The organism is Rhodococcus sp. SG20037, assembly GCF_031763325.1.
Taxonomy (GTDB): Bacteria; Actinomycetota; Actinomycetes; order Mycobacteriales; family Mycobacteriaceae; genus Rhodococcus_F; species Rhodococcus_F qingshengii.
Window position 1 is genome coordinate 580,684 of the sequence record NZ_CP134497.1, and the last position, 24,580, is coordinate 605,263.

Below are 24,580 nucleotides of genomic sequence, written 5' to 3' on the forward strand. Positions count from 1 at the left end.
ACAGGTAGGTAGGCAAGTCCGCAGAGGGGCTGCAAGGGTACCGTCGTTGATCGTGACGGACCCCTTGCAGCCCCTCGTCGATCTTCCAGGCGTACGCGCCGCCGCCGATCATGCGCGCGATGCTCTGGGTGAGGTTCATCGGCACAAGACCAACCGTCGCGGTTGGCCCACCACTGCCGCTGAAGCCGCGGTTCGCGCTGCGCGCGCTTCTGCATCGCTGGCCGGTGGCACCACCGAATTGCCGGCCGAGGGCATGGCCGGTGATCCGATTCTCGCGGGTGCTCTGCGCGTGGCTCAGGCTCTCGACGGCGACAGCCTTCCGCTCATGGAGTCGACGTGGAAGCGAGCCCCACTTCAGGCTTTGGCCCGGCTGCACCTGTTGGCCGCGGCGGATCTCGTCGAGGACGCAGATCAACTGGGGCGGCCACGGTCGGATCGCGGAGTGGGGGAGCGGTTGGACGCTCTCGCCCAACTCGTTACTGGCGGAACCAGTGCACCGGCACCTGTTCTGGCGGCCGTCGTACACGGAGAACTCTTGGCGCTGAGCCCGTTCGGCACCGCTGACGGCATCGTCGCCCGCGCGGCCTCGCGTCTGGTTGCGGTCTCGTCGGGGCTGGATCCGCACAATCTCGGGGTCCCCGAGGTCAGTTGGCTTCGGCGGCCACAGGCGTACACGGACGGCGCGGCAGGATTCGCTTCGGGAAATCCGGCGGGCGTCGGCAGCTGGGTGATTCTGTGCTGTGGTGCTCTCGAAGCCGGTGCGCGAGAGGCGACTTCGATTGCCGACGCCGCTACCGGATAGTCCGGCAAATTGCCCCTGCCGGAACATAACGAACGGGCGGCGCTGCCGATAAATCGACTTCGCCGCCCGTCAGCACGGACTACTCGTTACCAAGCGTGCTCGGTGGGTTGTGTGGGTGGCCTCGGCGAGGGATCGCACTTTCTGAGGTCGTCCCCGCAACCTGTGCGGGGTCCTCGCTCAAATTGAACGAATCTCGCAGGCCCACAACGCTTCTGCCCTTATAGTGGCTTGCGCTCCGCGTGGGTGCCCTAGTGCCCGTGCTAGGAATTTCGGTTGGGGAAACGGTCCTTCTCTTCCGAGCCGTTCCTGGCCTTCCGTTCTTCCGTAACTCCTTTGTACCCTGTGTCCGGGCTCACAGCAAGTACCAATTTTTGTTTGTGGGCCTTGGATTTCAGCGTTTCCGGCGCAGTAGCCCGAAGGTCATAGCGCCGGCCACCAGAGCTGCGATTCCCACCGCAGCGGTAGTGGCCACCGTGGTCGTGGACTGGGCCGACAATCGGGCACGAAGTGAGACCGGATTCGAGAAAGTCAGTATGGGCCAACCGTTTACGGCCGCTTCCTTGCGCAACGCTCGATCGGGGTTGACTGCGGTCGGATGTCCGACAGCCTCGAGCATGGGTAAATCCGTCACCGAGTCGGAGTAGGCGTAACTGGCGGCGAGGTCGTAACCGTACTCCGCGGCGAGTTTTTCCATGGCTTCGACCTTGCCGGGGCCGTAGCAGTAGAAGTCCACCTCGCCGGTGTAGTGGCCGTCTTCCTCCCTCATCGACGTCGCGACGGAATGGGTGGCGCCGAGGGCGCGGGCGATCGGTGCGACGATCTCTTCACCCGAAGCAGACACGACGATGACGTCGTGTCCACGCAGCTTGTGATCTGCGATCAGATCGGCCGCCTCGGCGAAGACGAGTGGATCGACGATGTCGTGCAGAGTCTCCGCGACGACGGCCTTCACCTGTTCCACGTCCCAGCCCGCACACATCGCCGTCAGATGCTCGCGCATGCGCTCCATCTGATCGTGATCGGCGCCGGACAGTAGAAACAGGAATTGCGCATAGCTGCTCTTGAGAACCGAGCGTCGATTGATCAGACCCTGTGCGAAGAATGGCTTGCTGAACGCCAGGGTGCTCGACTTCGCGATGATCGTTTTGTCCAAATCGAAGAAAGCGGCTGTCCGCCCGGTATTCAGTCCGTTCGCAGGCTTGTCGGTCACAGGATTGAGGATAGTCCGACAGGCGGTTCGTGTGCTCTTCGGCAAGCGTCCTCTTTCGGCGAAAAACAGCAGTTCAGTGCAGCTCAGGCTTGCATTTCTCGCCGATGGCGGGTGTAAGATCGTTGCTGTTCGATTCGTTCGAACTAGTTCAGCCCGACCCCCCGGGGCTGAACTCAGACGGCCCCCGCCTCCTCCCCCCATTGGCGGGGGTCGTCCTCTGTCTCAGGCCTGTTTCTCCCCAACCTCCCAGTTGTCCACAGGGTTGTTCGGCCCACTGTTTTCGGTGCCGGTGCTCGTTCAGGCTCTGCAGTCATGAACACGACGATCAGCTCTCAGGAAACCGGGGCTCCCATTCTGGTTCTCGTCGACGACGCGAAAATCCTCGCGAGCGTGCGACGCGTCGCTGCCGCGGTGGACCGCCGGCTGGACGAGGCCGAACATCCCGTGTCCCGGCAACAGTGGAACCGGGCCTCGGCGGTGGTACTGGACGCGTCGGCGGCGCGAGATGCTCTGGCTCGTTCCCCCAAGCGAACGCGAGTGTTCCTCGTATGCGACGGCACACCGACCGTCGACGATTGGAAGAGCGCCACCGCGATCGGAGCCGACAGCGTTCTGTCCTTGCCCGAGGAAGAGAACGCGCTGGTCGCAGTTCTGGCCGACCACGTCGACGTCAGTGGTGACGGCACCGTCGTGAGCGTGGTGGGTGGTTGTGGCGGCGGCGGAGCCTCGGCAACTGCTGCGGCAGTCGCGTTGACGTCGGCGGCACGTCACGTCCCGACGCTGTTGGTGGACGTCGACGCACTCGGTTCCGGCGCCGACGTGCTGTTGGGTATCGAGACTGCTCCCGGATTACGTTGGGGTGCACTGACCGTCGAGGGCGGGCGGTTGTCCCCGGAGGCGCTGCGCGATGCACTGCCGGCGAAGGGAAAGTTTCTGAGGGTTCTGGCGAGCAGTCGCCGGGAGATCGACGGTCCGACAGTGACCGCCGTTCGCGCCGTGCTTGACGCAGGTCGCAGTTCCGGCGGGCTCGTGGTCTGCGACGTGCCACGTCATCCCAGCGAGGTAGGTCAGGCCGTGTTGGAGATGTCGGATTCGGTGCTCGTGGTGGTTCCGGCCACCGTGGCCGCATGCGTCGCGGCCGAGAAGGTCGGAGCCTGGGTGGTGCGACACAACTCCAACGTCGGGCTCGTCGTGCGTGGGCCGGCACCGGGAGGCCTACGCGGCACCGATGTGGCAGACATGCTCGGCCTGCCCCTGACGGCCGTGATGCGCGGCCACCGATCGCTGGCGCCGATGCTCGAGCGTGGTGGCCTCGAATTGACCCGCGGTTGTCCGTTGAGTGTGGCGGCAACAGCGGCACTCGACGCCGTCGAATCCGGCGCACGCCCGCGCAGGGCTGCGGCATGAGTGCGTTGGTCACGGCCGAACTGCTCGACCGAGTTCGCGAGCGATTGACGGCGTCGTCGGTCGGCGAGCCGACGGCGGCCACCGTTGCCGATGCCGTGCGAGCCGAGTCCTCGGGCGTTCTGGCGGACACGGATCTGTTGGAGGTCGTCAGGGTGCTCCAGACGGAACTGACAGGCGCGGGGCCGCTCGAACCTCTGCTGCACGAACCCGGGGTCGCCGACGTACTGGTGACCGCGCCGGATCAGGTCTGGGTGGACCGCGGGGTCGGCCTCGAAAGGTCAGGGGTGCGGTTCACCGACGAGGCAGCTGTGCGTCGATTGGCGCAGCGGTTGGCACTGTCGGCAGGTCGACGCCTCGACGACGCCCAACCGTGGGTCGACGGCCGCCTGCGGGGCGTCGGCGACGGGCACTTCGGGGTACGACTTCATGCCGTACTCGCACCCGTGGCCCAGGGTGGAACCTGCGTGTCACTGCGAGTGTTGCGGCCCGCGACCCAGGGTCTCGACGCGCTGTCCGCCCACGGCGCCGTGGAACCGGACGCGCGGGAGCTCCTCAATCGCATCATTTCTTGTCGCTTGGCTTTTCTGGTGATCGGCGGGACCGGTGCGGGAAAGACCACGTTGTTGTCCGCCATGCTCGGCGCGGTCGACCCGCGCGAGCGAATCGTCTGTGTCGAGGACGCGGCCGAACTGGCGCCGCCGCATCCACACGTCGTCCGCCTCGTCGCCAGAGCTCCCAACGTCGAGGGCGTCGGAGAGGTGACGGTGCGCGATCTGGTTCGGCAGGCACTACGAATGCGTCCCGATCGCATCGTCGTCGGTGAGGTCCGCGGCGCAGAGGTGACTGATCTGCTCACGGCGATGAACACCGGCCACGACGGCGGCGCCGGCACCGTTCACGCCAATTCGCCCGAAGAGGTGCCGGCCAGACTCGAGGCGTTGGCGGCGCTCGGCGGTATGGATCGCCACGCGTTGCACAGTCAACTTGCCGCGGCAGTTCAAGTGATCCTGCACGTGCACAGATTGGCTGACGGATCGAGGCGTCTCGAACAGATCGGTGTCATCGACCGCGGTGCGGACGGGTATGTACGAATCATGCAGGCGTGGCCGGACGGCGGTTCGGGTCGTGAGCGGCTCGAGCGGATGTTCCGGCTTCGCAATCGAGAGGTCGGGACGTGACGGTTTCCCTCTTGGCCTTCGCGTTGGCGGTCTCGATTGCGCCGGTGCGGGATTCACGTGCTCGGCTCGCCACGTACACCCCGAGCGTCCGCAAGTCCTCCCGGCAGATTCCGTGGCAGTTCGTCGCCGCATTTCTCGCGATTTCGGCCGCGTGGATCCTCGGAGGTCTTCCGGCAGGGTGTGCGGCTGTCATCCTCGCCGGGACCCTGATCCTCCGTGGCCGACGCGCGAATGCAGCCGAAACCCGGGATCTCTCACAGAAGATGCTGCTCTCCGGTCTGGAGGTGCTGATCGCCGAGCTGAGCGTCGGCGCGCATCCTGCAGCGGCCAGTTCTGTTGCAGGCGAGGAATGTACCGGAGAAGTGAGTGCCGTATTCCGTTCCGCTGGGGCCAGGGCCCGTCTCGGTGGTTCTGCCGCAGCGGCCTTCGCGGTACCGGATTCGTGCATCGAGCGTGAGTTCTCCCGCATCGGATCCGTCTGGCGGGTCGCCGACCAACACGGGCTGGCACTGGCGGAACTACTCGGCGCCGTCCGGACGGACATGTTGGGACGTAGACGCTTTCGTCAGCGTACCGAGGCCGGGTTGGCGGGCGCTCGGGCGACCGCTGCGGTGTTGGCCTTTCTCCCGCTGTTGGGGATCGGTCTCGGGCAATTGATGGGTGCTTCGCCGCTGCGCGTGCTGTTCGGAGGTGGGCTCGGCGGCGTGCTCCTGGTGATCGGAACCGCTTGTGTCTCAGCTGGTCTGCTCTGGACCGACCGGATAACTGCGAAGGTCACGTCGTGAGTTGGGCATCCGTGGCGATGATGGCGTTGGCGTTCGCGATCATTCCCGCTCGTCGCGGTGCTTCGGCCAGGGCGGCAGAAATTCTCTTCGCGGACACAACAACAGAAGATTCGGTTCCAGTCCCGGACAAGCCGGATCCACTCGCAGTTGCCGCAAGTCTCGACCTTCTCGGGGCCTGCCTACGAGCGGGGCTTCCCGTCTCCGCCGCGATCACAGCGATGGCGTCGACGGCACCGAAACCGATGGCCGACTCGCTTCGTCGCGTCGCCGACCTTCTGGCGCTCGGTGCCGATCCCGACGCCGCGTGGAGCGAAGCCGCTCTCGATCCCGATACCGAGGCGCTCGCCAGAATGGCTCGGCGTTCCGCCCGTTCGGGTTCGTCGCTGTCCTCATCCATGGCCGAACTCGCCGAGCGCAGTCGAGGTGACGCCGAGGATCTTGCTGCTGCCGCAGCCGAACGCGCGGGAGTGCTGATCAGCGGTCCACTCGGGCTGTGTTTCCTGCCGGCGTTCATCGCCTTGGGCATCGTCCCGGTGGTGATCGGGCTTGCCACGACTGTGCTCGGTAACGGCCTGCTGTGAGCCGGATCCGAGTGAAAGCTCCTGCGGCAGAAGTGCTGCCACAGGTTTCGATTGAAGGGGGAGAAATGATTTCGAAGACGTTGAGGACGGTGTCGGCCAGATTTGCGCTGTTGGTTGCCGAGGACGACGGCATGTCCACCGCGGAGTACTCGGTAGGAGTATTTTACACACATGAACGTTTCACACAAATCGCTACGCGCATTGATCGTCGTCAGGCTCTCCCGACTGACCGACGAGTCCACTTCGCCTGAGCGCCAACGTGAAGCGTGCGAGCAACTGTGCGAGTCTCGCGGTTGGAACGTGGTCGGTGTTGCCGAGGATCTGGACGTGAGTGCTGGCACCACCTCCCCGTTCCAGCGGCCCACCCTTTCCCAGTGGATCGGAGACAACGGCACCGACCCCGGTCGCGCCGGGGAGTTCGATGTTCTCGTGTTCTACCGGGTGGACCGCCTAGTGAGGCGGGTCCGCCACCTGGGGCAGATGCTCGCCTGGTCGGAGCGATATCACGTCAACATGGTGTCGGCGACAGAATCGCACTTCGATCTGTCCACACCGATTGGCCGCGTGATCGCCCAGCTAGTCGCGTCGTTCGCGGAGATGGAACTAGAAGCGATCAGCGATCGAATCGCTTCCGCTTACCAACACAACAGGCAGCTAGGGAAGTGGACCGGTGGAGCTCAACTTCCCTGGGGTTATCTCCCTCGGGAGACCGAGGACGGCTGGCGGCTGTTCCCGGACGCCGAGGCCGTTCCGGTGATTCACGAAGTCGCAGAGCGTGTTTTAGCCGGAGAGCCGCTGCGGGCCGTCTCCCATGACCTCAATGAGCGCAACATACCAACCGCAAAGGATCGGATGAACGCCCATCAAGGCCGAGCGTTGAAGGGATACCAGTGGACTTCAGGCGGACTGAAACGGAGCATGACCTCCCCGACGATGCTCGGTTACGCAACCAAACGTGAGCCACTACGAGACGCTCACGGGAACATCGTTCGGGATTCTCGGGAACGGAAACAGTACGGACCCGAGGAGATCCTGAGAGGGCGGGACGGTTCTCCGGTGCAACGCGCCGAACCGATCCTGACTCGAGAGGTATTCGATCGGGTGGGAGTCGAGTTAGCTGACCGGGAGAACCGCAAGGAGCCGACCAAACGAACCAGCGCCCTGTTGCTTCGGGTGATCTACTGCGACGTCTGCGGACGCCCCGCGTACCAACTGAAAGGCGGGCAAGGCAGATCAGCCCGGTACCGGTGTGCATCGGCTCAGTACAAGAGCACTTGCGGCAACGGAACCGTGGTGAAGTCAACGCTGGACGAGCTCGTGGAGTCCACTGTTCTGGACCTCCTGGGTAGTTCAGAGCGCATGTCTCGTGTGTGGGAGGCAGGCGAGGACCACGCCGCCGAGCTTGCAGACCTTGACGTGACACTGACCGACCTAGCTGGGCAGATCGGACTAGGCGTGTACCGGGCCGGCACTCCTCAGCGAGTGGTGCTTGACGCACGGATCACCGAGCTCTCGCACCGACGCGACGAGCTCGCAGCGATCACGACCCAACCGGCTGGCTGGGCATGGAAGCCGACCGGTGAGACTTTCGCGGACTGGTGGGAACAGCAGTCGGTGCAGGAGAAAAACATCTATCTCCGGTCAATGGGAGTAGCGGTCCGGTTCGATAAGCGGGACGAGCTCAAAGTCCACTTGGAGCTGGGAGAGCTCTATCGAATGGCCGGAGAGGTTAAAGCCGCTGGATCGATTGCCGCGGCCACTGACCTATTCGACTCGCTGGCCGAGAACGGCATTGCAGGTGTGGAGATATCGAATGGGAAGGCGGTGTTCACATCTAAGGCTGGGGATCGGGTCGAGTTCCCCCTTCGATCCGTCAAAGTGTGACGAAACCAGACGGTAGTTTGCAGCTGTTCTGGGCGTGCCCTGGTACTAGGCGTGGTACTAATCGGACATGAGATTCGCACTTGTTGCCGTCGCCCTATTGGCTCCGTTGGCTGCGCCCGCTCTGGCGAACGCCCAGGCAGTCCCGTACCAGCCCCCGGTGGTGTCGTTTATCAGCGACGATTCATCAATCACAGCGACGATCACGAACCCGAACGATCGCGGCATCTGCTCCCTGTCAATCACCCAAGATCCCGAGCCTTTGGTGAACGACCCGAACGACCACACCTCAGGTCTTCTCGTACTGTTCACCGAGGATCCCGCAGCTTGGCCGCAGGCTGGGGAGATGGCAACTTTGACACGCGAAGGACTGGCACCGGGACTGTATCGTGGCAGCGGCTTCTGCGGCACGCCCGCGCCGAACTCGACGCCCGGTGCGGCGTGGATCATGGGGCAGTTGTCGGAGCCGATCTCCTACGAGATTCGAGTGGGACCGGAGCCGCAACCTACAGGCTCCCTGATGTTCGGGTCGTAGAGACCACGACATTGCCCCTCAGGTCAATCCTGAGGGGCTTTTTCGTTTCATGCCCTTGATTACCTTATGGGTTTCCCGATCTGGAGAATCTGGCGAGCCTTCGACGTAAGGTGCCCTCCTGCACGACCTTTCACGGTTGTGAGAAGCTCGCGCTTCCGAGCTTCCTTCAAGTGAATCTTGATGGTCTCGGGACTCTTGTCCACCAGTTCGGCCAGTCGCCGGATGACGGACTTTTCACCGGTCATGACGAGCCTGACGTAGGTCTGTGCGAGCGTTGCCAGGTATTCGTCTGTGATCCCGACTGCCACGAGCGACCGGAGTTCAGCCGATTGCCGCTTGCCTACCCGTTCGTCACGCTCGGCTACGAGTTCCAACTTCGACCTCCACTCCTCACTTGCGGCACGAAAATCGAGTTTGCGGACCACCGTTGACGCGATGCCACCGGCCACGTCCTCCTCAGTGGCGTCGCGGCTAGGTGCAATTGTGACTGCCCACGGACCTCCCTGGCCTACGTCTTTCGGCCATGAGTAAGTCACCACCCATGGTCCGATCTGTTGCTCGACCGAGGGAACCCCGAAGCCGCGCACTCGTTCTCGTGGACTCAGTGACTCGTCCAAGTTCTCTTCCATATCCACACCCTACCGCACGGCACACCCCGGTGTGACATACCCGGGTTGACAGACGGGGGTATGTCATGGTCTATTCGATATGAGCCCGGACGTATCGGGCAAGAGATGAGGAGAGAAATGATCGACACGCACGAATGGCTGGCGGGAATTGGGAAGGACGAGTTCATCGGGGCCACGGAATATCTCGTGGCACTCGCGATGGTCAGTGGCACGCATAGGGCGGACCTGACCATCGAGGAGATGGACGAAGCAACAATCCGCCTCCAGTTGGCCGGCTATCTGTGGCCGGTTGCTGTCGAGGGCAACCAGTGGACTTATCGGCCCACGATTCCCGGAGCTGTCGCAGCCTGACACCGCCCACGACCACGGAAGCCCCTGCCATGTAGCGGGGGCTCCCTGCGCTTTACCGAAGGAACGAATGGTGAACCAGATACCCACGATTCAAGTTGTCCACTCGGACAGTCACAACAGGACGCTCTACCGGGTTTCGATGCCCGGTACCAATAAGCGACTCCTGTTCAATGCCGAGGAGCTTTCCGCCCTCGGGGACCTTATCCATCGAGTGCTAGGAGGCACACCGAATGACGACAATCGCAGAACTACCTAATCGCACGACAGAGGCACTCAGAACGAAACTGCCAGAGAGGGCTCAAGCACTGCTGGACGGCAGAGATGGAAGCTACTCCGAATGGGCTACAGCCTCGGCCCTAGCCATGTATGCACTTAACGCTGGACTTAACGAGGACGAATTCGTCTCGGTTGTAACCGATTCGGACTTTGCCTCAGAGTTCGCAACCGAGAACGGACGTGACCGGAGTAGTCGCCTGGATTCCCGGCTACGCAAGGTCTGGGAGCGCGCTGAAGACGATTGGAACCCTGGCCTCGGCAGCATTCAAGACGTTCGGGACAGGATTGCCGCCTTGTCGAACCGGCTGGACCAAGACATCTGGACTGGTCGAACCGCGAGCACCGACCGAGCTGTTGCCCTGGCGTTGGTCGCCTGGGCGCACGAGCTAGGCACCTGGACCGTAGATGCAAGTTCCCGTGAACTTGGACTGCGGGCTGGCGTTGGGAACCGGACGGCCAGCAGAGCACTCCAGCGATTGGCGGACATTGGGGTTGTCCGCCAGGTCGAGATGAAACGAGTCACCGGCCACGCTCAAACGTGGGCCTTGAACATGGATTGGACACCTATAGAGGTGCCCTCTACGAATGGACATAACGACACACATATATCTACCTATGGGGGGAGAGGTATATGTGTGTCACTTTGTCACTTCGGCACTGACCATCCGGCATTCCTCGGGTCGGCACTAGGCCGAACCGCTGAACGGATCTGGCTGGATCTGGCCGAGAACGGTGATTCGACCGTGAGCGAGTTAGCCCAACGTCTCGGGATCAACTTGCGGACTACGCGGAGGAACCTGGACGAGCGGCTCGTACCAAACGGGCTTGTGATGAAGGCTGACGGTAGGCCGGCTGTCTACAGCGTCGATCCCACCGCCGACGCTGACCGACTGGACCGCATTGCAGAATCGTTCGGGACTCTGGACTGGCAGCACAGGACCGCAGAGCGCCACGAGCGCGAGCGGGCAGGGTTTGCCGAACTACTCCGCCAGCAGGAGCAGCAACAGCAGGCTACGGAGCGGGGAGCCGTACCGGACCACGAGATCCGTATTGAGCACTCCCCGGGTCCGACAGAGGACGAGCGCCGACACCACGACGAAACGCTCGTAGCGATGGGGTACTAAGCAACCGATACCCCGGCCATTCAGGGCCGGGGTTTCAGGCTGAGAATTCCCACAGAGGGCCCTCATTGCGATTCTGACGGACTCTAGTGGCCGCAGGGTACAACTTTCCATACCCTGCATATTGTCAAGGACTCCAAGCCGTACGCACCTCCCGAGGTGACCGGTGTTTAACAACGGTCATCCCAACTCGGACCAGATTGGAGATCCGGCCCCATAGATATGAGGCTCGTCACAACTAGGGGAGTCCATGCCGCGAAAACCAGAGAATCCCGCCCATTGTTCTTATGAGGGAGCAAGGAGCGTAGCTCCGCAGCGACCGACTGACGACCGAATGCCCTTCTGATGGAAGGGCTTCTAAGGGCTCACCCCGAGTGAGCCCCTTGGATCGCGACCATCGGGGCGCTTATGTGAAACTCGTCACAAATAGCTAGGACGGTGTTACGAAACTGCTCCGATAACGCCCATTGTTCTTATGAGGAGCGGGTGAAGCTCACCACAACCGGGATTCAGACCGGGGGCAGAACCGAAAACCCTGACCTACTACTGGGTGAGGGACAAAGATGGACACCCGAAACATCCGGTCAGGTCGAGCGCCGTCGGTTCTCCCGTTCGGCTTCACAGACATTGGGTGGCCTGCCTGGTGATTCTGTTGTTCCTCTCCTGACCGTCCCGGTGTTGCTGACTGGTCATCAGCCTCGCGTGCCGCACCGGGACACCAAACGTCGTCCACATGGACACCTGAGAATGCCTCCAGGGCCCGAAAGCCCTGGGGGTCTTTTTCTTTGGATCAAACCACTACCGATAGGAGTATGACTGTGTCCGAGCAGTGCCCGCACGGGCACATCATCCGTTCCAGCAATGATCGATTGTCCACCGGCTACTGCCGAGAGTGCCAGCGGCAACAGAACCGCAGATATCGGCAGAAGCAGCGTGCAGCAATGGATCTCGTCAAGGCGCTGGAGGCTGAGGGATTGATCTGGGACGACCAAGTCCCGATCTCCCAGATCGTCGCCAGCCTTGTGAGTAGCCGCATCGCTGAATCGAGCTCAAACCGATTGTGAGCGAACAGAACCAACTCGCGGGCACCCGAGGTGCCCCCAAGCAGAAAGTGAACGAATGAGATCCGATCTACCGCTTAACGGAGATCGCTTGCTCCAAGCGGTCCACTCCAGCCTCAACAAACGAACACCCGACCCGATGGTCTCGGACGTGTTGACCCGGCTAAGCCAGAGTGACCGGCACAAGGCAACGCTATTCGGGCAGCAGTCCGACGACGAGCGGAGCCTGGACGAACGTGCGATTGACGCTATCGCTGATGCGATGATCCAGACACTCCCACCGAGAGTGCCGGCCACACGGCCAACCTTGACCGAGGCGCTCTCGGCGGCGCTTGCAGGAAACGACACCAGCACAGCCGAACCGGCGACTCGCTCAGTAGCTGACGCCGTCCGTAGCGCCTTGTCTCGGAGCGAATGACCTAGCACAACACCAGGTCCGCCGACCAACCAACAACAAGCACCAATACCAGCCATGCCACGAAGGCATGGCTTTTGTCGTTCTAGGAGGAACACACCATGCACGACCCCGCATACATCGCACAGACCGTCCATAACTGGACTGAGCTGCCGGGAGTGACACTCTCGAAAGAGCTCACCGAGAAGCTCGACAAACTCGCAGCCCTGAACAGCGCCGAGCTCTACGTTCCGATTCCCGGCGCGGCTGACCTGACCACCGACAATGCCGACGAGCTCGTAACGGCATACGCACAGGAGCTCGCCACCAAAGAACAGTTCGCGAAAGCCAAGACACAGATTCGGACAGTGTTGGTCAGCTCGGTCCTGGACGGTGCACGAGCCGAAATCCCGAAGGTCATTGAGAAGCTCACACCCGCGTTCGACAAAGCTGTAGAGACGTACGTCAGCGCAGTCAACGAACTACCCGACAACTTGTCCTCTGACGTACTTGTAGCGGCTGGCCCGGAGACGGTGAAGTCGTACCAAACCGCTACTGGTGCAGCGGCTCTGCTCACGCAGATCGACAGCTGGGTTGCATCGCTTCAGCGATTGACCGGTGGAGATGTTCCCGATAAGTCGGTCCGAATCCTGGCTCCCGAGAACCATCGAGAGCTGGACAAGCTCGACAGCGTACGTCTCAACCGGCGCGATACCACTCCGAACGTGATCGTCCCTGTGTTCCTCGCAGCAGCGCGAGAGGGGGTCAAGTTCAAGGTCCACACTCCCTCAGAGGCACAAACCTTGCGGGCAAAGATCGAAGCCCAGCCGGTCTCCGATGCTCCGAAAATCTACGGTCAGTGGTGAGAGGGGCAGCAGTCTGTGAAGGACTGATACCCCTTCCCTGAGGGGAACACGGGGGTACGCGCAGGGGTACGCGCGGGAGGTACCCCCTCGCCAGGAGGGGGGTGCTAGAGGGGTATCCCCTGGTCAGGGGGGTGCTAGGGGGGGCTGGGGGCAGGAGGTAGGGGGTGCTGGGGGTAGGGGTTACCGGGGGGTAGGCAGGGGGTAGGGGCAGGTGGGAGGGGGTGCAGGGGGCACTGGGGTACCCCCCCGGGGGGTACCTGGGTAGGGGGGCTCCCTGGGTAGGGGGCACTGGGCAGGGGGCAGGCAGCAGGGGGCACAGGATTTGTGCATTCGTGCAGGTCAGAGTCTGTCACCGATGGTTAGGTTACCGATGAGTACACCTCGTTTACCCAGGTCAGAGGCACCCAGGGGGGTATGCCCTCCCCCGTACACACTAGATCGGCCGTGATAGCCGGACCGGTCCTGCGCGAGCAAACCGTTCGCTGGTTTTTTACGTAATGCACTGGTCAGGGCGCAAATGCACCATCCGAAAGACCACATTTCGAGGCCGTTTCGGGCTGTCTAAGCAGCCATAACGGCTGATACAGGAGGAGAACAGCATGGCTGGAGTCAGCCGAAAAGAGCGCGAACAGCGCGAGGAACTACTAGCCCAGGGGCTCAAGAAGTGTACGAAGTGCACCCAGGACCTTCCGTTGGAGCGGTTCCGTGTGAGAGCGGACGGCTACGCGGGCCGTCGAAGCTCGTGCATCGAGTGCCAGCTAGCCGCAGAAGCGGCGTACCGCGAGAGTCACCGAGACGAAGATCGGCAGAGCTCGTGCCGGTGGCGAGAGCAGAACCCGGAATATGCACGCGACCGGTCCGCCTGGTACCGGACGAATGAACCGCTACGCAAGCGACTTCACCACGGAGCTGTCCGAGCACGTAAGGCCGGTGTTCGTACCGACCGGATCACCCCAGACGAACTACTCGCCGACTGGGAGCGTCGTGGGATCGACGCCAGCCGGGACGCTTACACCGGCCAGCCCCTAGAAACCGGCTGGCACCTTGACCACGCGGTGCCATTGAGCACACCAGACACACCGGGGCACGTAGTCACCAACCTCGTGCCGTGCAACAAGTCCATCAACACGAGCAAAAGCAACAAGCATTGGGTCAGTTACCTGGCTGACCGTGCTGAGAAGGAGCAGGAGATCGCAGCATGAGCGAACAGAAGAAACCACGGATGCCCAGAGGGCTCGGCAGTGCCGGCCAACGGCTCTGGCGTACGACACTGGACGAGTTCGCCCTAGAGGCCGAACCGCACAAGGTCGAGATCCTGACCCAGGCGTGCCGGGTCGTGGACAAGATCGCAGAGCTGGAGAAAGCCCAGACTGGTCAACCGCTGACCGTGCTGGGTTCGGCTCGTCAGATCACTATTCACCCGCTGATCGCCGAGGTGCGGTTTCAACAGGGCCTCTTGGCGCAGCTCCTCGGGAAGCTGGGCTTGCCGGATACGGACGAGGCGCTGGAGGCGAAGGCCGAGCAGCTCACAGAGACTCGGAGCAGAGCCGCTAGACGGACCGCTACGTTCCAGGTGGTCCGATGACCGTACGACGCAACCGGCGTAGGTCAGGCATCTCCGTGGACGAGCTCGTGGACCAGCTCCCGGACCAGTTCCTGGTGCCGGAACTGGAGATCGAGAACGGCAACATGACCGGGCTGGGTCGGTACATGCGAGACCTGGACGAGCACCTACGCCAAGAGATGGGGCTGTTGCCGACCACCGATCCGAGGTCGGCTGGTCAGCATCCGCCTGTAGCCGAGGTTATGGCAGCGATCGGTTGCCCACCAAGTGATTGGTACCGGGAGCTGTTGACCTAAACGTCGAATAGACCCTCCGCGATTTCCTTCGGCTTGAGCTTGTCAGCCGCGATGTACGGAAGCACCGTTGCTGGCATTTGCGGACGTTTTCCATCCATGAGTTCCGCAATGGTGAAGTGCTGAAGCCGAGGGAACTTCTGTTGGCTCGCTGGATGCTCGTACACGCCGCCGTGGTCAATCTCGTCCTTCATGCCCTTCGTTGCAGGTGACAGTGAGATCAGTATTCCCATGTGAGCGTCGCTGGTTCGATCGACTGTTCCGCGCAGGTCACGAACCATAGCGGGGTTGAGTGTCTTGCCACCCTTAACCGACACCAGTGCCTTGCCGAGTTTGCCCTTCGCGTCGATAGGGAACCGGGCCGTTCCATCAATCCCTTTATCGCCCACCTGTTTCTGGTTAGGCTCAGCGTTGATGAGCGACACAGCCCAACGCTCGAAGTCGAACGGCGACTGTGCAAACAATGCGCGTGCACCAGCGAGGTCGGACGGGATGCCGTTCGTCTCGAACGCGTCAATCACGCTGTCGCCGTACGTATGTCGCAGCCTCTTCGTTATGAGGTCGACCGCGATATACGTAATGTCGATTCCGATCCACTTCCGGTTGAGGCGCTGGGCCGCATCGACAGTGGTTCCGCAACCACAGAAGGGGTCGAGCACAACGTCCCCTTCCTCGGTAGTGAGGTTAATTATCCGTTCGAGCAGGGCCAATGGTTTCTGTGTTGGGTAGCCGAGACGCTCCGCAGCTTGGGAATTCAGTGGCGGAATGTCGGTCCAGACATCACTGAATGGACGTCCGCGTTGCTCGTCGAGGTATCGCTTCATCTGCGGAATCTTGCCGGGACCCGACTGCACGATGATGCCATCTTGCACGGCCTTCTCCATACGGTCCTTGGTCCACCGCCAGACCTTGGTCATTCCCATGAACTCATAGGTCAAGTTCGGTCGATCTGGATTTGGGTTCGTGATGTCGCTCAGTCGATAGAGTCGTCCATCCCCGTCGTCGTGCTTGTACTTCCCAGCTGTCTTTTCATCGAGATCATCGTGGTCATACGGGGTGAAGGCGTTGTCAGTCATCCACTTCGCTTTGGTGCTCTTCGCATAGCAGAGCAGTACGTCGTGGTTCTTCGCGAGTCGCGTCGAGGACAGCCCCTTAGATGCAGTCCGGTTCCAGATGAGCTCATTGCGAAAGTTTCGAGGGTCGAATATCGCATCAAGGAGGATCTTGAGATAGTGGCTCATCGTCGGATCGCAATGGAGATACAGCGATCCAGTGGGCTTCAGGACGCGGTGCAACTCCTGCAACCTAGGAGCCATATTGACCAGGTAGGCCATAGCGTCGTTCTCGCCGAGAAGTGTTCTAAATGCAGACAGCGCATCAGCGACAGCACCAGGAGCGGACCCGACAAAATCGGTGTATTGAGTATCGGTCACGTGTGTCCAGTGCCACGTGTCCTCGAATGCCTCAATCTGAGCGGTGTTCTCGTCCTCTATCTGCCCCTTGCGGCTAAAAATGACCGAATAGTTCCGGTTCGAGTTAAACGGCGGGTCGAGATAGACCAGGTCAACGGAGGCATCTGTGACGTACTTTTTGAGCACATCAATGTTGTCGCCGTAGTAGAGCTGGTTCTTCTCCATTCCGGAAGCGTACGCAAGCCGCAGCAGCAGCTAGGCATCGCCACGCTGCTCGATGCGGACGCCTACGGCGGCAGTGCCTTACCGTGAGGAGCACCCTACGGGTGCCGGTGTCGTTGTCCCCTGCCCCGGAACTCCCGAACACCATTCCCCGATAGTCCATCTCGGCACGACGGGTAGCCCGCCCTCTGAACGAGGGCGAGCTTCATCGTGACCACACACCAGCCCGGCCGGACGCAGAGAGTGCGGTGCCCCGCCGCGAGCTGCGGGGACTGAGGTACTCGCGCCCTGTCGGTTATCGTCAGACCAGGGAGGTTAGCGACGACCAAGCCCTGGGGTTGTAAAACACAACCTCTGAGTATGCGATCGGCACGATTGCGGCTGCCGCATTCGGTGCCGTCCTGTACACGGTTGTCACTGGCGACTCCATTGTCTCGGCGCTGACAGGCATCATCGACAAGGCTCTCAAGACAGCTGTGTGATGTTGTCCACGAGAGGTATTCGGCAAGCCGACGATGGCGCCGTGACGGTGGAGGCCGCGATTGCTCTGGCTTCGATCGTCACGGTGGTTGTGCTGTGTGTCGGTGGAGTCCTGGCGGTGTCGATGCAGGTTCGGTGTGTCGACGCCGCTCGTGAGGCCGCGCGGTTGGTGGCACGTGGTGATCGTGAGTCTGCGGTCACCACGGCCCGCCGGATCGCACCCGAAGATGCGTCGATCTCGGTGGAGATCGTCGACGGCTTTGCGGTGGCCGTTGTCAGCGCCGAGAGTGCGTTGCTGCCGTTGGTCGACATTTCTTCCGAGGCGGTGGCAGCAGTGGAGTCGGGAGTGGAGGAGGGGTGAACCTACGTGACGACGAAGGTGTTGCCACGGTTCTGGCGTGCTGCGTTCTGGCGGCGATCGTTATGGTGACCGGCGGGATGCTGCATGTCGGTTCCGCAGTGGTGGCTCGGCACACGGCTCAGTCGGCCGCTGATCTTTCGGCTCTCGGCGGTGCGGGCGCCTTGGACGGCGGCGACGAGTCGGCGTGTGAGATGTCCGCGGTGATCGCGGAGCGGATGCGCACGGTGCTCGAGGAGTGCGAGGTGCAGGGTTGGGATGTATTGGTCGAGATACGCGCACCGGTGTTGTTGTCGGGCTTCGGGATCGGGGATGCGCAGGCTTACGCGCGTGCGGGTCCGGTCAGCTGATGGTGTCGATGACGGCGGTCAGAACCTTGACCGCGCCGTCTTTGTCGAGTGGGTCGTTTCCGTTGCCGCACTTGGGTGAATAGACGCAGGACGGGCAACCGTGAGCGCATTCGCAGGACAGTATGGCGTCGCGCGTCGCGGTGAGCCATCGGGACAGTTCGCTGTGCCCTCGGTCGGCGAACCCGGCGCCGCCGGCATGACCGTCGTAGACGAAGACGGTCGGGAGTCCGGTGTCCGCGTGCATCGCGGTGGACACTCCGCCGATGTCTCCGCGGTCGCAGATCGCCACCAGTGGCAGCAGGCCGATTGCGGCATGTTCGGCGGCATGCAGTGATCCGGGGAACCGTTCGGGCGGGACCCCGATGGATTCGAAGAGTTCCGGCGTGACCGTGTACATCACTGCCATGGTGGGCAAAGTGTGTGCGGGCATGTCGAGTTCGATCGAGTCGAGGACTTCACCCGAAGTCAACCGTCGTAGGTATCCGACGACTTGATGTGTCACCTCGACCTGGACGAGAGCGACGGCGATGTCGCCGTAGTTCTTGTGCTCGAGTTGTTCGGTGATCGTGATTTCGGTGGTCTCGCGGGCCGAGGTGGTCCAGTCCGGATTCTCGGTGTGTACCAATGCGAGTCCGACGTCGAGGTCCAGTTCGTCGACGACGTAGGTCTCGCCTTGATGGATGTGCACGGCGCCGGGATGAACTGTGGCCGGAGCGCGGCCCGCGTCGACAGTGCCCAGCATCCGGCCGGATTCCCCGTCGACAATGGCCACCTGAGTTCCGATGCCGCCGCGAATGTCCAAAGAGCCGTGGGGGTTCGAATCGGCGGTGACGAACCATCCGTGCTTTCGGCGCCGGATCCTGCCTTCCTCGGACAGTCTCGTCAGAACCTCGAGAGCCCCGAACGCGTCCACCTCGGCATCGGAAAGTGGGAGTTCCATTGCAGCGCAGAGAAGTTGTGGTCCCAGGACGTACGGATTTCCGGGATCTGTCACCGTCGCCTCGACGGGTTTGTCGAGTACCGCTGACGGATGGTGAACGAGGTAGGTGTCGAGTGGATCGTCGCGGGCGATCAACACGACGAGTGAACCCTCGCCGCGTCGCCCGGAGCGACCGGCCTGCTGCCAGAACGAGGCAACGGTCCCCGGGAAGCCTGCCACGACAACGGCGTCGAGGCCTGCGATGTCGACGCCGAGCTCCAGCGCGTTGGTGGTGGCTGCGCCCAGCAGCGTGCCGTCGGCGAGCGCAGCTTCCAGTTCGCGACGGTCCTCGGCCAGATATCCGGCGCGATACGACGCGACTCGCTCGGCGAGGTCCGGGTCCACCTCGGCGAGTAGACGTTTGGTGGCCATCGCGGTCAGCTCGGCGCCGCGGCGGGAGCGGACGAAGGTGAGAGTGCGGGCGCCTTCGATCATGAGGTCGGCCATGATCCGCGCGGCTTCCGCGCCCGCGGGACGTCGTACCGGGCTACCGTTTTCGCCGGTCAATGCCTCCAGTAGCGGTGGTTCCCACAGCGCGACGGTGCGTGGGCCGTGCGGCGATCCGTCTTCCGTGACCTCGGTGCAGTGTGCGCCTATGAGCCGCGAGGCCGCCGCGCCGGGATCTGCTGTGGTCGCGCTGGCCAGAATGAAGGTGGGTTCGGCGCCGTAACGGGCTGCAATTCTGCGTAATCGCCGGATCACGAGCGCGACGTTGGATCCGAAGACTCCCCTGTAGGAGTGGCATTCGTCGATGATCACGTATTTCAGGTTGCGGAAGAAGTGTGCCCATCGCTGATGGGTTCTGAGCAGAGAAATGTGGATCATGTCGGGGTTGGTGAAGAGCCAGCGTGAGTTCTCACGTGCCCAAGTGCGGAGTTCCTGAGAGGTGTCGCCGTCGTACGCACTGGCGTTCGTGCTGCGAAGTTCGACGTCGAAGTCGGTGAGGGACAGCACTGCTCGTAGTTGATCGGAGCCCAGCGCTTTGGTGGGGGAGAGGTACAGGGCTGTTGCGAGCGGATCGGTCGCCATGGCCGTCAGCACCGGGAGTTGGTACGCCAGTGACTTACCCGACGCCGTACCGGTGGCCACGACCACGTGTTTTCCGGCGTAAGCGAGGTCGGCGGCCTCACTCTGGTGGATCCACGGGGACCGCACGCTGTGCTCGGCGAGCGCACGTACGACGCTGGGGTGCACCCACTCCGGCCATTCGGTGAACTCGGCTACGCGAGCAGGTAACTGCGCGGTGAACATCAGTGGTTTTTCGCTTCCACTGACCCCGGCGACGACCCGATCGAGCAGCATTTGCCCGTAGGTCTCGCCAGGCTTCCCTCCCGGGGCGGGGATCGGGGAAGGTGCGTTCACGTGACTCTCCGGGCTCGGCGTTGGGGTGTGGCGGCAATCGGAAACTGTCGCTACCTGCAGTTTTGATGATACGCAACGGTCGGCGGTCTTGGTGGAACCGGGTGCTCGGCGCGCGAGCGGGAAACCACGATCGTGGGCTGTTTTTCTCGTAGCGAACTTTTAACGTTTTTAGTTCCCTTTTCGACTGTTGTGCACGCGGAGAACATGGTTGACTGACAATCGGTCGCAGCTTCTGTGTTCGTAGGCTTGAGAAAGTGCACGCTCGCAGGATCGTTGTTGCGGGCGCGGTGCTCTGCCTTTCCTGAGGGGGAAATAAAGACGTACAGCGGTCGGAACCGGCCCGGTGGACTGTAAGGGCTGTTCACCGAATCCGGTGTTAGAAAGAGAAGGAAAAGCATGGCACAGGGCACTGTGAAGTGGTTCAACGCTGAAAAGGGCTTCGGCTTCATCGCTCCCGAAGACGGTTCCGCAGACGTCTTCGTTCACTACTCCGAAATTCAGGGCAACGGCTTCCGTACCCTCGAGGAGAACCAGCGTGTGGAGTTCGAGGTCGGCCAGGGCACCAAGGGTCCCCAGGCTACCGGCGTTCGCGCGGTCTGATTTTTCCGCTCACTTGCTGAGCGAATAGTTCGGACAGTATTTGTCCCCCATCGCATCCGTGCGGTGGGGGACAAATCTTTTCGGGCTGAGTTAGTACTTTCCCTGTCCGAGGTGAATGCACGCAGCTGTTCGGCCACGGCCGGTCGTCTATGCCGTCGATACCTTCGTGGCTTACGTTTCACTCTGTGAGCCAACTGTCCTTTTTCTCTGCCGAGTCGATTCCACCTGCCGTGACGGACCTTGCCGGAATGCTGGCCGGACCGGGGCAGGTCGTGACCTCGGAGGATCGCGCGCGGATCTCGATCGTCGTGGATCGGGACTGGAGAGCACAGGCCGTTGCCGAGTTGATCGCGCAGTGCGGACTCGGGGCCGAGGTGACGCGTAGCGAAGAAGGCAGCCCACTCGTCCGAACTCAGTCGACGCCCGCACTCCTTCCGCTGTCCGTGCAATGGACCAAAGGAGCAGTGAAGGCCGTGCCGGTCGGGTGGGTTCCTAATTCTCGCCAACTCCGAGTGTGGGCCGTCGCCGCCGGCCGACTCGAAGAAGGCGGTGAACGATTCGTGTTCGGCCTCGACCCCCATGCGAAGGAGACACACGCACCGCTGGCTCAGGCCTTGATGAGGGTTGGTATCGCGCCGACTCAACTGGGTAACCGGACACCGGGTCCGGGGCTCCGTGTGTCGGGAAAGAAGAGACTGACAAAGCTCGTCGAATACCTCGGTGAGGCGCCGAAACACGTCGACACCTCGGTCGCCTGGCCACACGTCTGACAGTGCTCATGCCGCGTGTCCGACGGAGCCCATACTGTACTGATCTGCACGAATGTCTTGCGGGTATGTCACTCTGTAAAGAGAGACACGGGGTATAACTTGCTCCACACGTCTAGTTCTGAAGATCTGCCGACGGCAGTGAACGTCCAAAGGAAGGCTCGGGCAGCAGGTGGCTAAAGCGGACAACGGCAGCGGTCAGGGAGCGTCCGGTAACCCTCGTCGCCTCGTGATCGTCGAGTCACCGACCAAGGCGCGCAAAATCGCTCCCTACCTCGGTAAGGACTACGTCGTAGAGGCATCGGTCGGTCACATTCGCGACCTCCCGCGCGGCGCAGCGGACGTTCCGGCCAAGTACAAGGGCGAGTCGTGGGCCCGTCTCGGCGTCAACGTCGATCACGACTTCGAGCCGCTCTATGTCGTGAGCCCGGAAAAGAAGGGCAAGGTCGCCGAACTCAAGTCTCTGTTGAAGGACGCCGACGAGCTCTTCCTCGCAACTGACCCCGACCGCGAGGGCGAGGCAATCGCCTGGCATCTCCTCGAGACTCTCAAGCCCAAGATTCCGGTTCGTCGAATGGTCTTCCACGAGATCACCGAGCCGGCAATCCGTGCTGCCGCCGAAGACACCCGCGAACTCGACACCGACCTCGTCGATGCTCAGGAAACCCGCCGCATCCTCGACCGTCTCTACGGTTACGAGGTCAGCCCGGTTCTCTGGAAGAAGGTCATGCCGAAGCTCTCGGCCGGCCGCGTCCAATCGGTGGCCACTCGCGTCATCGTCCAGCGTGAACGCGAGCGCATGGCGTTCAAGTCGGCGTCGTACTGGGACATTTCCGCGACGCTCGACGCCGGTGCAGAGGCCAGCCCGCGTAGTTTCGGTGCTCGCCTGGTCTCCGTCGACGGTTCGCGTGTCGCCTCCGGCCGTGATTTCGGAGCTGACGGAAAGCTCAAGGGCAGCGCGGTCACCGTGCTCGACGAGGCGTACGCGCGTCGTCTCGCGGAAGCGTTGCAGGGCGTCGACCTCACTGTTTCCTCCGCAGAAGACAAGCCGTACACCCGCAAGCCTTACCCGCCGTTCATGACGTCGACGCTCCAGCAGGAAGCCGGACGCAAACTTCGTTTCACGTCCGAGCGTGCAATGCGCATCGCACAGCGTCTGTACGAAAACGGCTACATCACCTACATGCGTACCGACTCGACGACTCTCTCGGAGTCGGCGATCGCTGCCGCTCGTGCGCAGGCCACCGAGTTGTACGGTCCGGAATACGTGCATCCGACGCCGCGTCAGTACACCCGCAAGGTCAAGAACGCGCAGGAAGCCCACGAAGCGATCCGCCCCGCCGGCGACGTGTTCCAGACCCCGGGTCAGCTGCACTCCAAGCTCGATTCAGACGAGTTCAAGCTGTACGAACTGATCTGGCAGCGGACCGTCGCTTCGCAGATGGCCGACGCCCGCGGTACGACGTTGACGCTTCGCATCTCCGGCACGGCAGGCACCGGCGAGGACTGCACGTTCTCCGCTTCGGGTCGCACCATCGTGTTCGCCGGCTTCCTCAAGGCTTACGTCGAGAGCGTCGACGAAGAAGCCGGCGGTCAGTCCGACGACGCCGAATCCAGGCTTCCGGTGCTGGTCAAGGGTCAGGAAGTCACGGCCACCAAGCTCGATCCGGACGGGCACAGCACCAACCCGCCCGCTCGCTACACAGAAGCCAGCCTGATCAAGACGCTCGAAGAACTCGGCATCGGCCGTCCTTCGACCTACTCGTCGATCATCAAGACCATCCTCGATCGCGGATACGTCTACAAACGTGGCAGCGCGCTGGTTCCGTCCTGGGTGGCGTTTGCCGTCATCGGGCTGCTCGAGGTGCACTTCGGCCGGCTGGTCGACTTCGATTTCACGGCAGGAATGGAAGACGATCTCGACGCGATCGCCGGTGGCCGTGAGCAGCGTGGCAACTGGCTGAGCAGCTTCTACTTCGGCGGCGAGACAGGCGCTGAAGGTTCGGTCGCCCGCGAGGGCGGGCTGAAGAAGATGGTCGGTGTCAATCTCGAGGAGATCGACGCTCGCGAGGTCAACTCCATCCGACTGTTCGACGACGCCGAGGGTCGCGAAGTTCACGTGCGCGTCGGCCGGTTCGGCCCGTATCTCGAGCGCATGGTTCAGAACCCGGACGATCCCGAAGGCGATTTGATCTCGCAGCGGGCAAATCTTCCCGATGACCTGCCACCGGACGAGCTCACTCCCGAGTACGCCGAGAAGTTGTTCTCGACGCCTCAAGAGGGCCGCAAGCTGGGCGTCGACCCGCTGACGGGCCACGAGATCGTCGCGAAGGAAGGCCGCTTCGGTCCCTACGTGACCGAGATCCTGCCCGAACCGCCGGCCGAGCCGGAACCGGACATCGTTCCCGTCACCGCTCCCGAGCCGGAAGAAATCAGCTCGGGCAGCACCAAGACTGCGGTGAAGAAGGCCGCGGCCAAGAAGGCGCCTGCGAAGAAGGCTGCCAAGAAGGTCGCAGGCCCCAAGCCGCGGACCGGATCGCTGCTCAAGTCCATGGACTTGGCGACGATCACCTTGGAAGATGCGCTGCGTCTGCTGTCGCTTCCGCGCGTCGTGGGTGTCGACCCCGAATCGAAGGAAGAGATCACCGCGCAGAACGGCCGTTACGGTCCGTACCTGAAGAAGGGCACGGACTCACGCTCGCTCGCCAACGAAGAGCAGATGTTCACCGTCACGCTCGACGAGGCCCTCAAGATCTACGCCGAGCCGAAGCGTCGTGGGCGTCAGGCGTCGGCAACGCCTCCGCTGCGTGAGTTGGGCGTCGATCCGGTCAGCGAGAAGCCGATGGTGATCAAGGACGGCCGTTTCGGTCCGTACGTCACCGACGGCGAGACCAACGCCAGCCTTCGCAAGGACGACGACGTCGAATCCATTTCCGATGCTCGGGCGTCGGAGTTGCTGGCTGATCGTCGTGCGCGCGGCCCGGTCAAGAAGAAGGCAGCAGCCAAGAAGGCTCCGGCCAAGAAGGCCGCTGCCAAGAAAACAGCCGCAAAGAAGGCCCCGGCAAAGAAGGCCGCCGCCAAGAAGGCTCCGGCGAAGAAGGACTCGTAAGGCTTCG

Annotated in this window: 23 protein-coding genes and 1 pseudogene; 20 read left to right on the forward strand and 4 right to left on the reverse strand. The window is 62.4% G+C overall.

Translation table 11 applies throughout. The annotated features are described in order from the left end of the window. The first annotated feature begins 52 nt into the window (after positions 1–52). Positions 53–802: a hypothetical protein gene (locus RHP72_RS02750; protein ID WP_020905979.1), complete on the forward strand. Its 750-nt coding sequence runs from the start codon at positions 53–55 to the stop codon at positions 800–802. 391 nt (positions 803–1,193) lie between these two features. On the opposite strand, the gene RHP72_RS02755 is transcribed toward RHP72_RS02750, so the two are convergent. After that, positions 1,194–2,012 (reverse strand): HAD-IB family hydrolase, encoded by an 819-nt coding sequence (locus tag RHP72_RS02755; protein ID WP_003946123.1) that lies wholly within the window; start codon positions 2,010–2,012, stop codon positions 1,194–1,196. 312 nt (positions 2,013–2,324) lie between these two features. Here RHP72_RS02755 and ssd point away from each other — a divergent pair, with 312 nt between their 5' ends. From ssd to RHP72_RS02785, 6 genes are all read left to right on the forward strand, one after another. Next, positions 2,325–3,419: a septum site-determining protein Ssd gene (ssd, locus tag RHP72_RS02760; RefSeq protein ID WP_064073517.1), complete on the forward strand. Its 1,095-nt coding sequence runs from the start codon at positions 2,325–2,327 to the stop codon at positions 3,417–3,419. Continuing rightward, positions 3,416–4,597, forward strand: coding sequence for a TadA family conjugal transfer-associated ATPase (locus RHP72_RS02765; protein WP_042446712.1), 1,182 nt, complete (start codon positions 3,416–3,418; stop codon positions 4,595–4,597). The genes ssd and RHP72_RS02765 overlap by 4 nt, the downstream gene beginning before the upstream one ends. After that, entirely contained in the window at positions 4,594–5,382 is a 789-nt protein-coding gene (locus tag RHP72_RS02770) for a type II secretion system F family protein (protein WP_311094278.1), read from the forward strand. Before RHP72_RS02765 ends, RHP72_RS02770 begins: the two co-directional genes overlap by 4 nt. After that, positions 5,379–5,963 carry a type II secretion system F family protein gene (locus RHP72_RS02775; protein WP_007732447.1) on the forward strand — a complete coding sequence of 195 codons (585 nt, stop codon included), beginning with the start codon at positions 5,379–5,381 and terminating at the stop codon, positions 5,961–5,963. Before RHP72_RS02770 ends, RHP72_RS02775 begins: the two co-directional genes overlap by 4 nt. A 171-nt stretch (positions 5,964–6,134) precedes the next feature. Beyond that, the gene (locus tag RHP72_RS02780) at positions 6,135–7,847 is read left to right on the forward strand and encodes a recombinase family protein (RefSeq protein ID WP_311094280.1); all 1,713 of its coding nucleotides are present in this window, start codon (positions 6,135–6,137) and stop codon (positions 7,845–7,847) included. A gap of 67 nt (positions 7,848–7,914) precedes the next feature. After that, positions 7,915–8,379: a hypothetical protein gene (locus tag RHP72_RS02785; protein ID WP_311094281.1), complete on the forward strand. Its 465-nt coding sequence runs from the start codon at positions 7,915–7,917 to the stop codon at positions 8,377–8,379. Between the two features lie 59 nt (positions 8,380–8,438). Here the strand turns inward: RHP72_RS02785 and RHP72_RS02790 are convergent, their stop codons facing one another. After that, positions 8,439–9,008 (reverse strand): hypothetical protein, encoded by a 570-nt coding sequence (locus tag RHP72_RS02790; protein WP_311094282.1) that lies wholly within the window; start codon positions 9,006–9,008, stop codon positions 8,439–8,441. 117 nt (positions 9,009–9,125) lie between these two features. On the opposite strand from RHP72_RS02790, the gene RHP72_RS02795 reads away from it, so the two are divergent. The 7 genes from RHP72_RS02795 (at position 9,126) to RHP72_RS02825 (ending at position 14,937) form a co-directional block, all read left to right on the forward strand. Beyond that, positions 9,126–9,359, forward strand: coding sequence for a hypothetical protein (locus RHP72_RS02795; RefSeq protein WP_311094283.1), 234 nt, complete (start codon positions 9,126–9,128; stop codon positions 9,357–9,359). A gap of 230 nt (positions 9,360–9,589) precedes the next feature. Then, complete coding sequence (locus RHP72_RS02800; RefSeq protein WP_311094284.1) at positions 9,590–10,759, forward strand: hypothetical protein; 1,170 nt, start codon at positions 9,590–9,592, stop codon at positions 10,757–10,759. A gap of 809 nt (positions 10,760–11,568) precedes the next feature. Next, on the forward strand, positions 11,569–11,820 hold the full coding sequence (locus RHP72_RS02805; protein ID WP_311094285.1) for a hypothetical protein: 252 nt from the start codon (positions 11,569–11,571) through the stop codon (positions 11,818–11,820). A 513-nt stretch (positions 11,821–12,333) separates the two neighbouring features. Next, positions 12,334–13,077: a hypothetical protein gene (locus RHP72_RS02810; RefSeq protein ID WP_311094286.1), complete on the forward strand. Its 744-nt coding sequence runs from the start codon at positions 12,334–12,336 to the stop codon at positions 13,075–13,077. Between the two features lie 599 nt (positions 13,078–13,676). Then, positions 13,677–14,279 (forward strand): hypothetical protein, encoded by a 603-nt coding sequence (locus tag RHP72_RS02815; RefSeq protein ID WP_311094287.1) that lies wholly within the window; start codon positions 13,677–13,679, stop codon positions 14,277–14,279. Continuing rightward, positions 14,276–14,662 (forward strand): hypothetical protein, encoded by a 387-nt coding sequence (locus RHP72_RS02820; RefSeq protein WP_311094288.1) that lies wholly within the window; start codon positions 14,276–14,278, stop codon positions 14,660–14,662. The genes RHP72_RS02815 and RHP72_RS02820 overlap by 4 nt, the downstream gene beginning before the upstream one ends. Next, positions 14,659–14,937: a hypothetical protein gene (locus tag RHP72_RS02825; RefSeq protein ID WP_311094289.1), complete on the forward strand. Its 279-nt coding sequence runs from the start codon at positions 14,659–14,661 to the stop codon at positions 14,935–14,937. Before RHP72_RS02820 ends, RHP72_RS02825 begins: the two co-directional genes overlap by 4 nt. On the opposite strand, the gene RHP72_RS02830 is transcribed toward RHP72_RS02825, so the two are convergent. After that, positions 14,934–16,571: a DNA methyltransferase gene (locus RHP72_RS02830; protein WP_311094290.1), complete on the reverse strand. Its 1,638-nt coding sequence runs from the start codon at positions 16,569–16,571 to the stop codon at positions 14,934–14,936. The two genes, RHP72_RS02825 and RHP72_RS02830, sit on opposite strands and share 4 nt — an antisense overlap. A 344-nt stretch (positions 16,572–16,915) precedes the next feature. Here RHP72_RS02830 and RHP72_RS02835 point away from each other — a divergent pair. From RHP72_RS02835 to RHP72_RS02845, 3 genes and pseudogenes are all read left to right on the forward strand, one after another. Further along, positions 16,916–17,050, forward strand: a pseudogene (locus RHP72_RS02835) (DUF4244 domain-containing protein); the annotation flags it as partial. Further along, complete coding sequence (locus RHP72_RS02840) at positions 17,050–17,409, forward strand: TadE family type IV pilus minor pilin (RefSeq protein ID WP_007732449.1); 360 nt, start codon at positions 17,050–17,052, stop codon at positions 17,407–17,409. The pseudogene RHP72_RS02835 and the gene RHP72_RS02840, both read left to right, overlap by 1 nt. Then, positions 17,406–17,756, forward strand: a complete 351-nt coding sequence (locus RHP72_RS02845) for an Rv3654c family TadE-like protein (RefSeq protein WP_007732450.1) — start codon at positions 17,406–17,408, stop codon at positions 17,754–17,756. Before RHP72_RS02840 ends, RHP72_RS02845 begins: the two co-directional genes overlap by 4 nt. Here RHP72_RS02845 and RHP72_RS02850 read toward each other — a convergent pair. Further along, positions 17,749–20,037: a DEAD/DEAH box helicase gene (locus RHP72_RS02850; RefSeq protein ID WP_311094838.1), complete on the reverse strand. Its 2,289-nt coding sequence runs from the start codon at positions 20,035–20,037 to the stop codon at positions 17,749–17,751. The genes RHP72_RS02845 and RHP72_RS02850 overlap by 8 nt on opposite strands. A 456-nt stretch (positions 20,038–20,493) precedes the next feature. On the opposite strand from RHP72_RS02850, the gene RHP72_RS02855 reads away from it, so the two are divergent. The 3 genes from RHP72_RS02855 to topA all read left to right on the forward strand — a co-directional run bounded on the left by RHP72_RS02855 (position 20,494) and on the right by topA (position 24,573). Then, entirely contained in the window at positions 20,494–20,697 is a 204-nt protein-coding gene (locus RHP72_RS02855) for a cold-shock protein (RefSeq protein ID WP_003946117.1), read from the forward strand. A gap of 185 nt (positions 20,698–20,882) precedes the next feature. After that, positions 20,883–21,467: a hypothetical protein gene (locus RHP72_RS02860; RefSeq protein WP_003946106.1), complete on the forward strand. Its 585-nt coding sequence runs from the start codon at positions 20,883–20,885 to the stop codon at positions 21,465–21,467. Between the two features lie 169 nt (positions 21,468–21,636). After that, the gene (topA, locus tag RHP72_RS02865) at positions 21,637–24,573 is read left to right on the forward strand and encodes a type I DNA topoisomerase (RefSeq protein ID WP_003946104.1); all 2,937 of its coding nucleotides are present in this window, start codon (positions 21,637–21,639) and stop codon (positions 24,571–24,573) included. Positions 24,574–24,580: the final 7 nt, after the last annotated feature.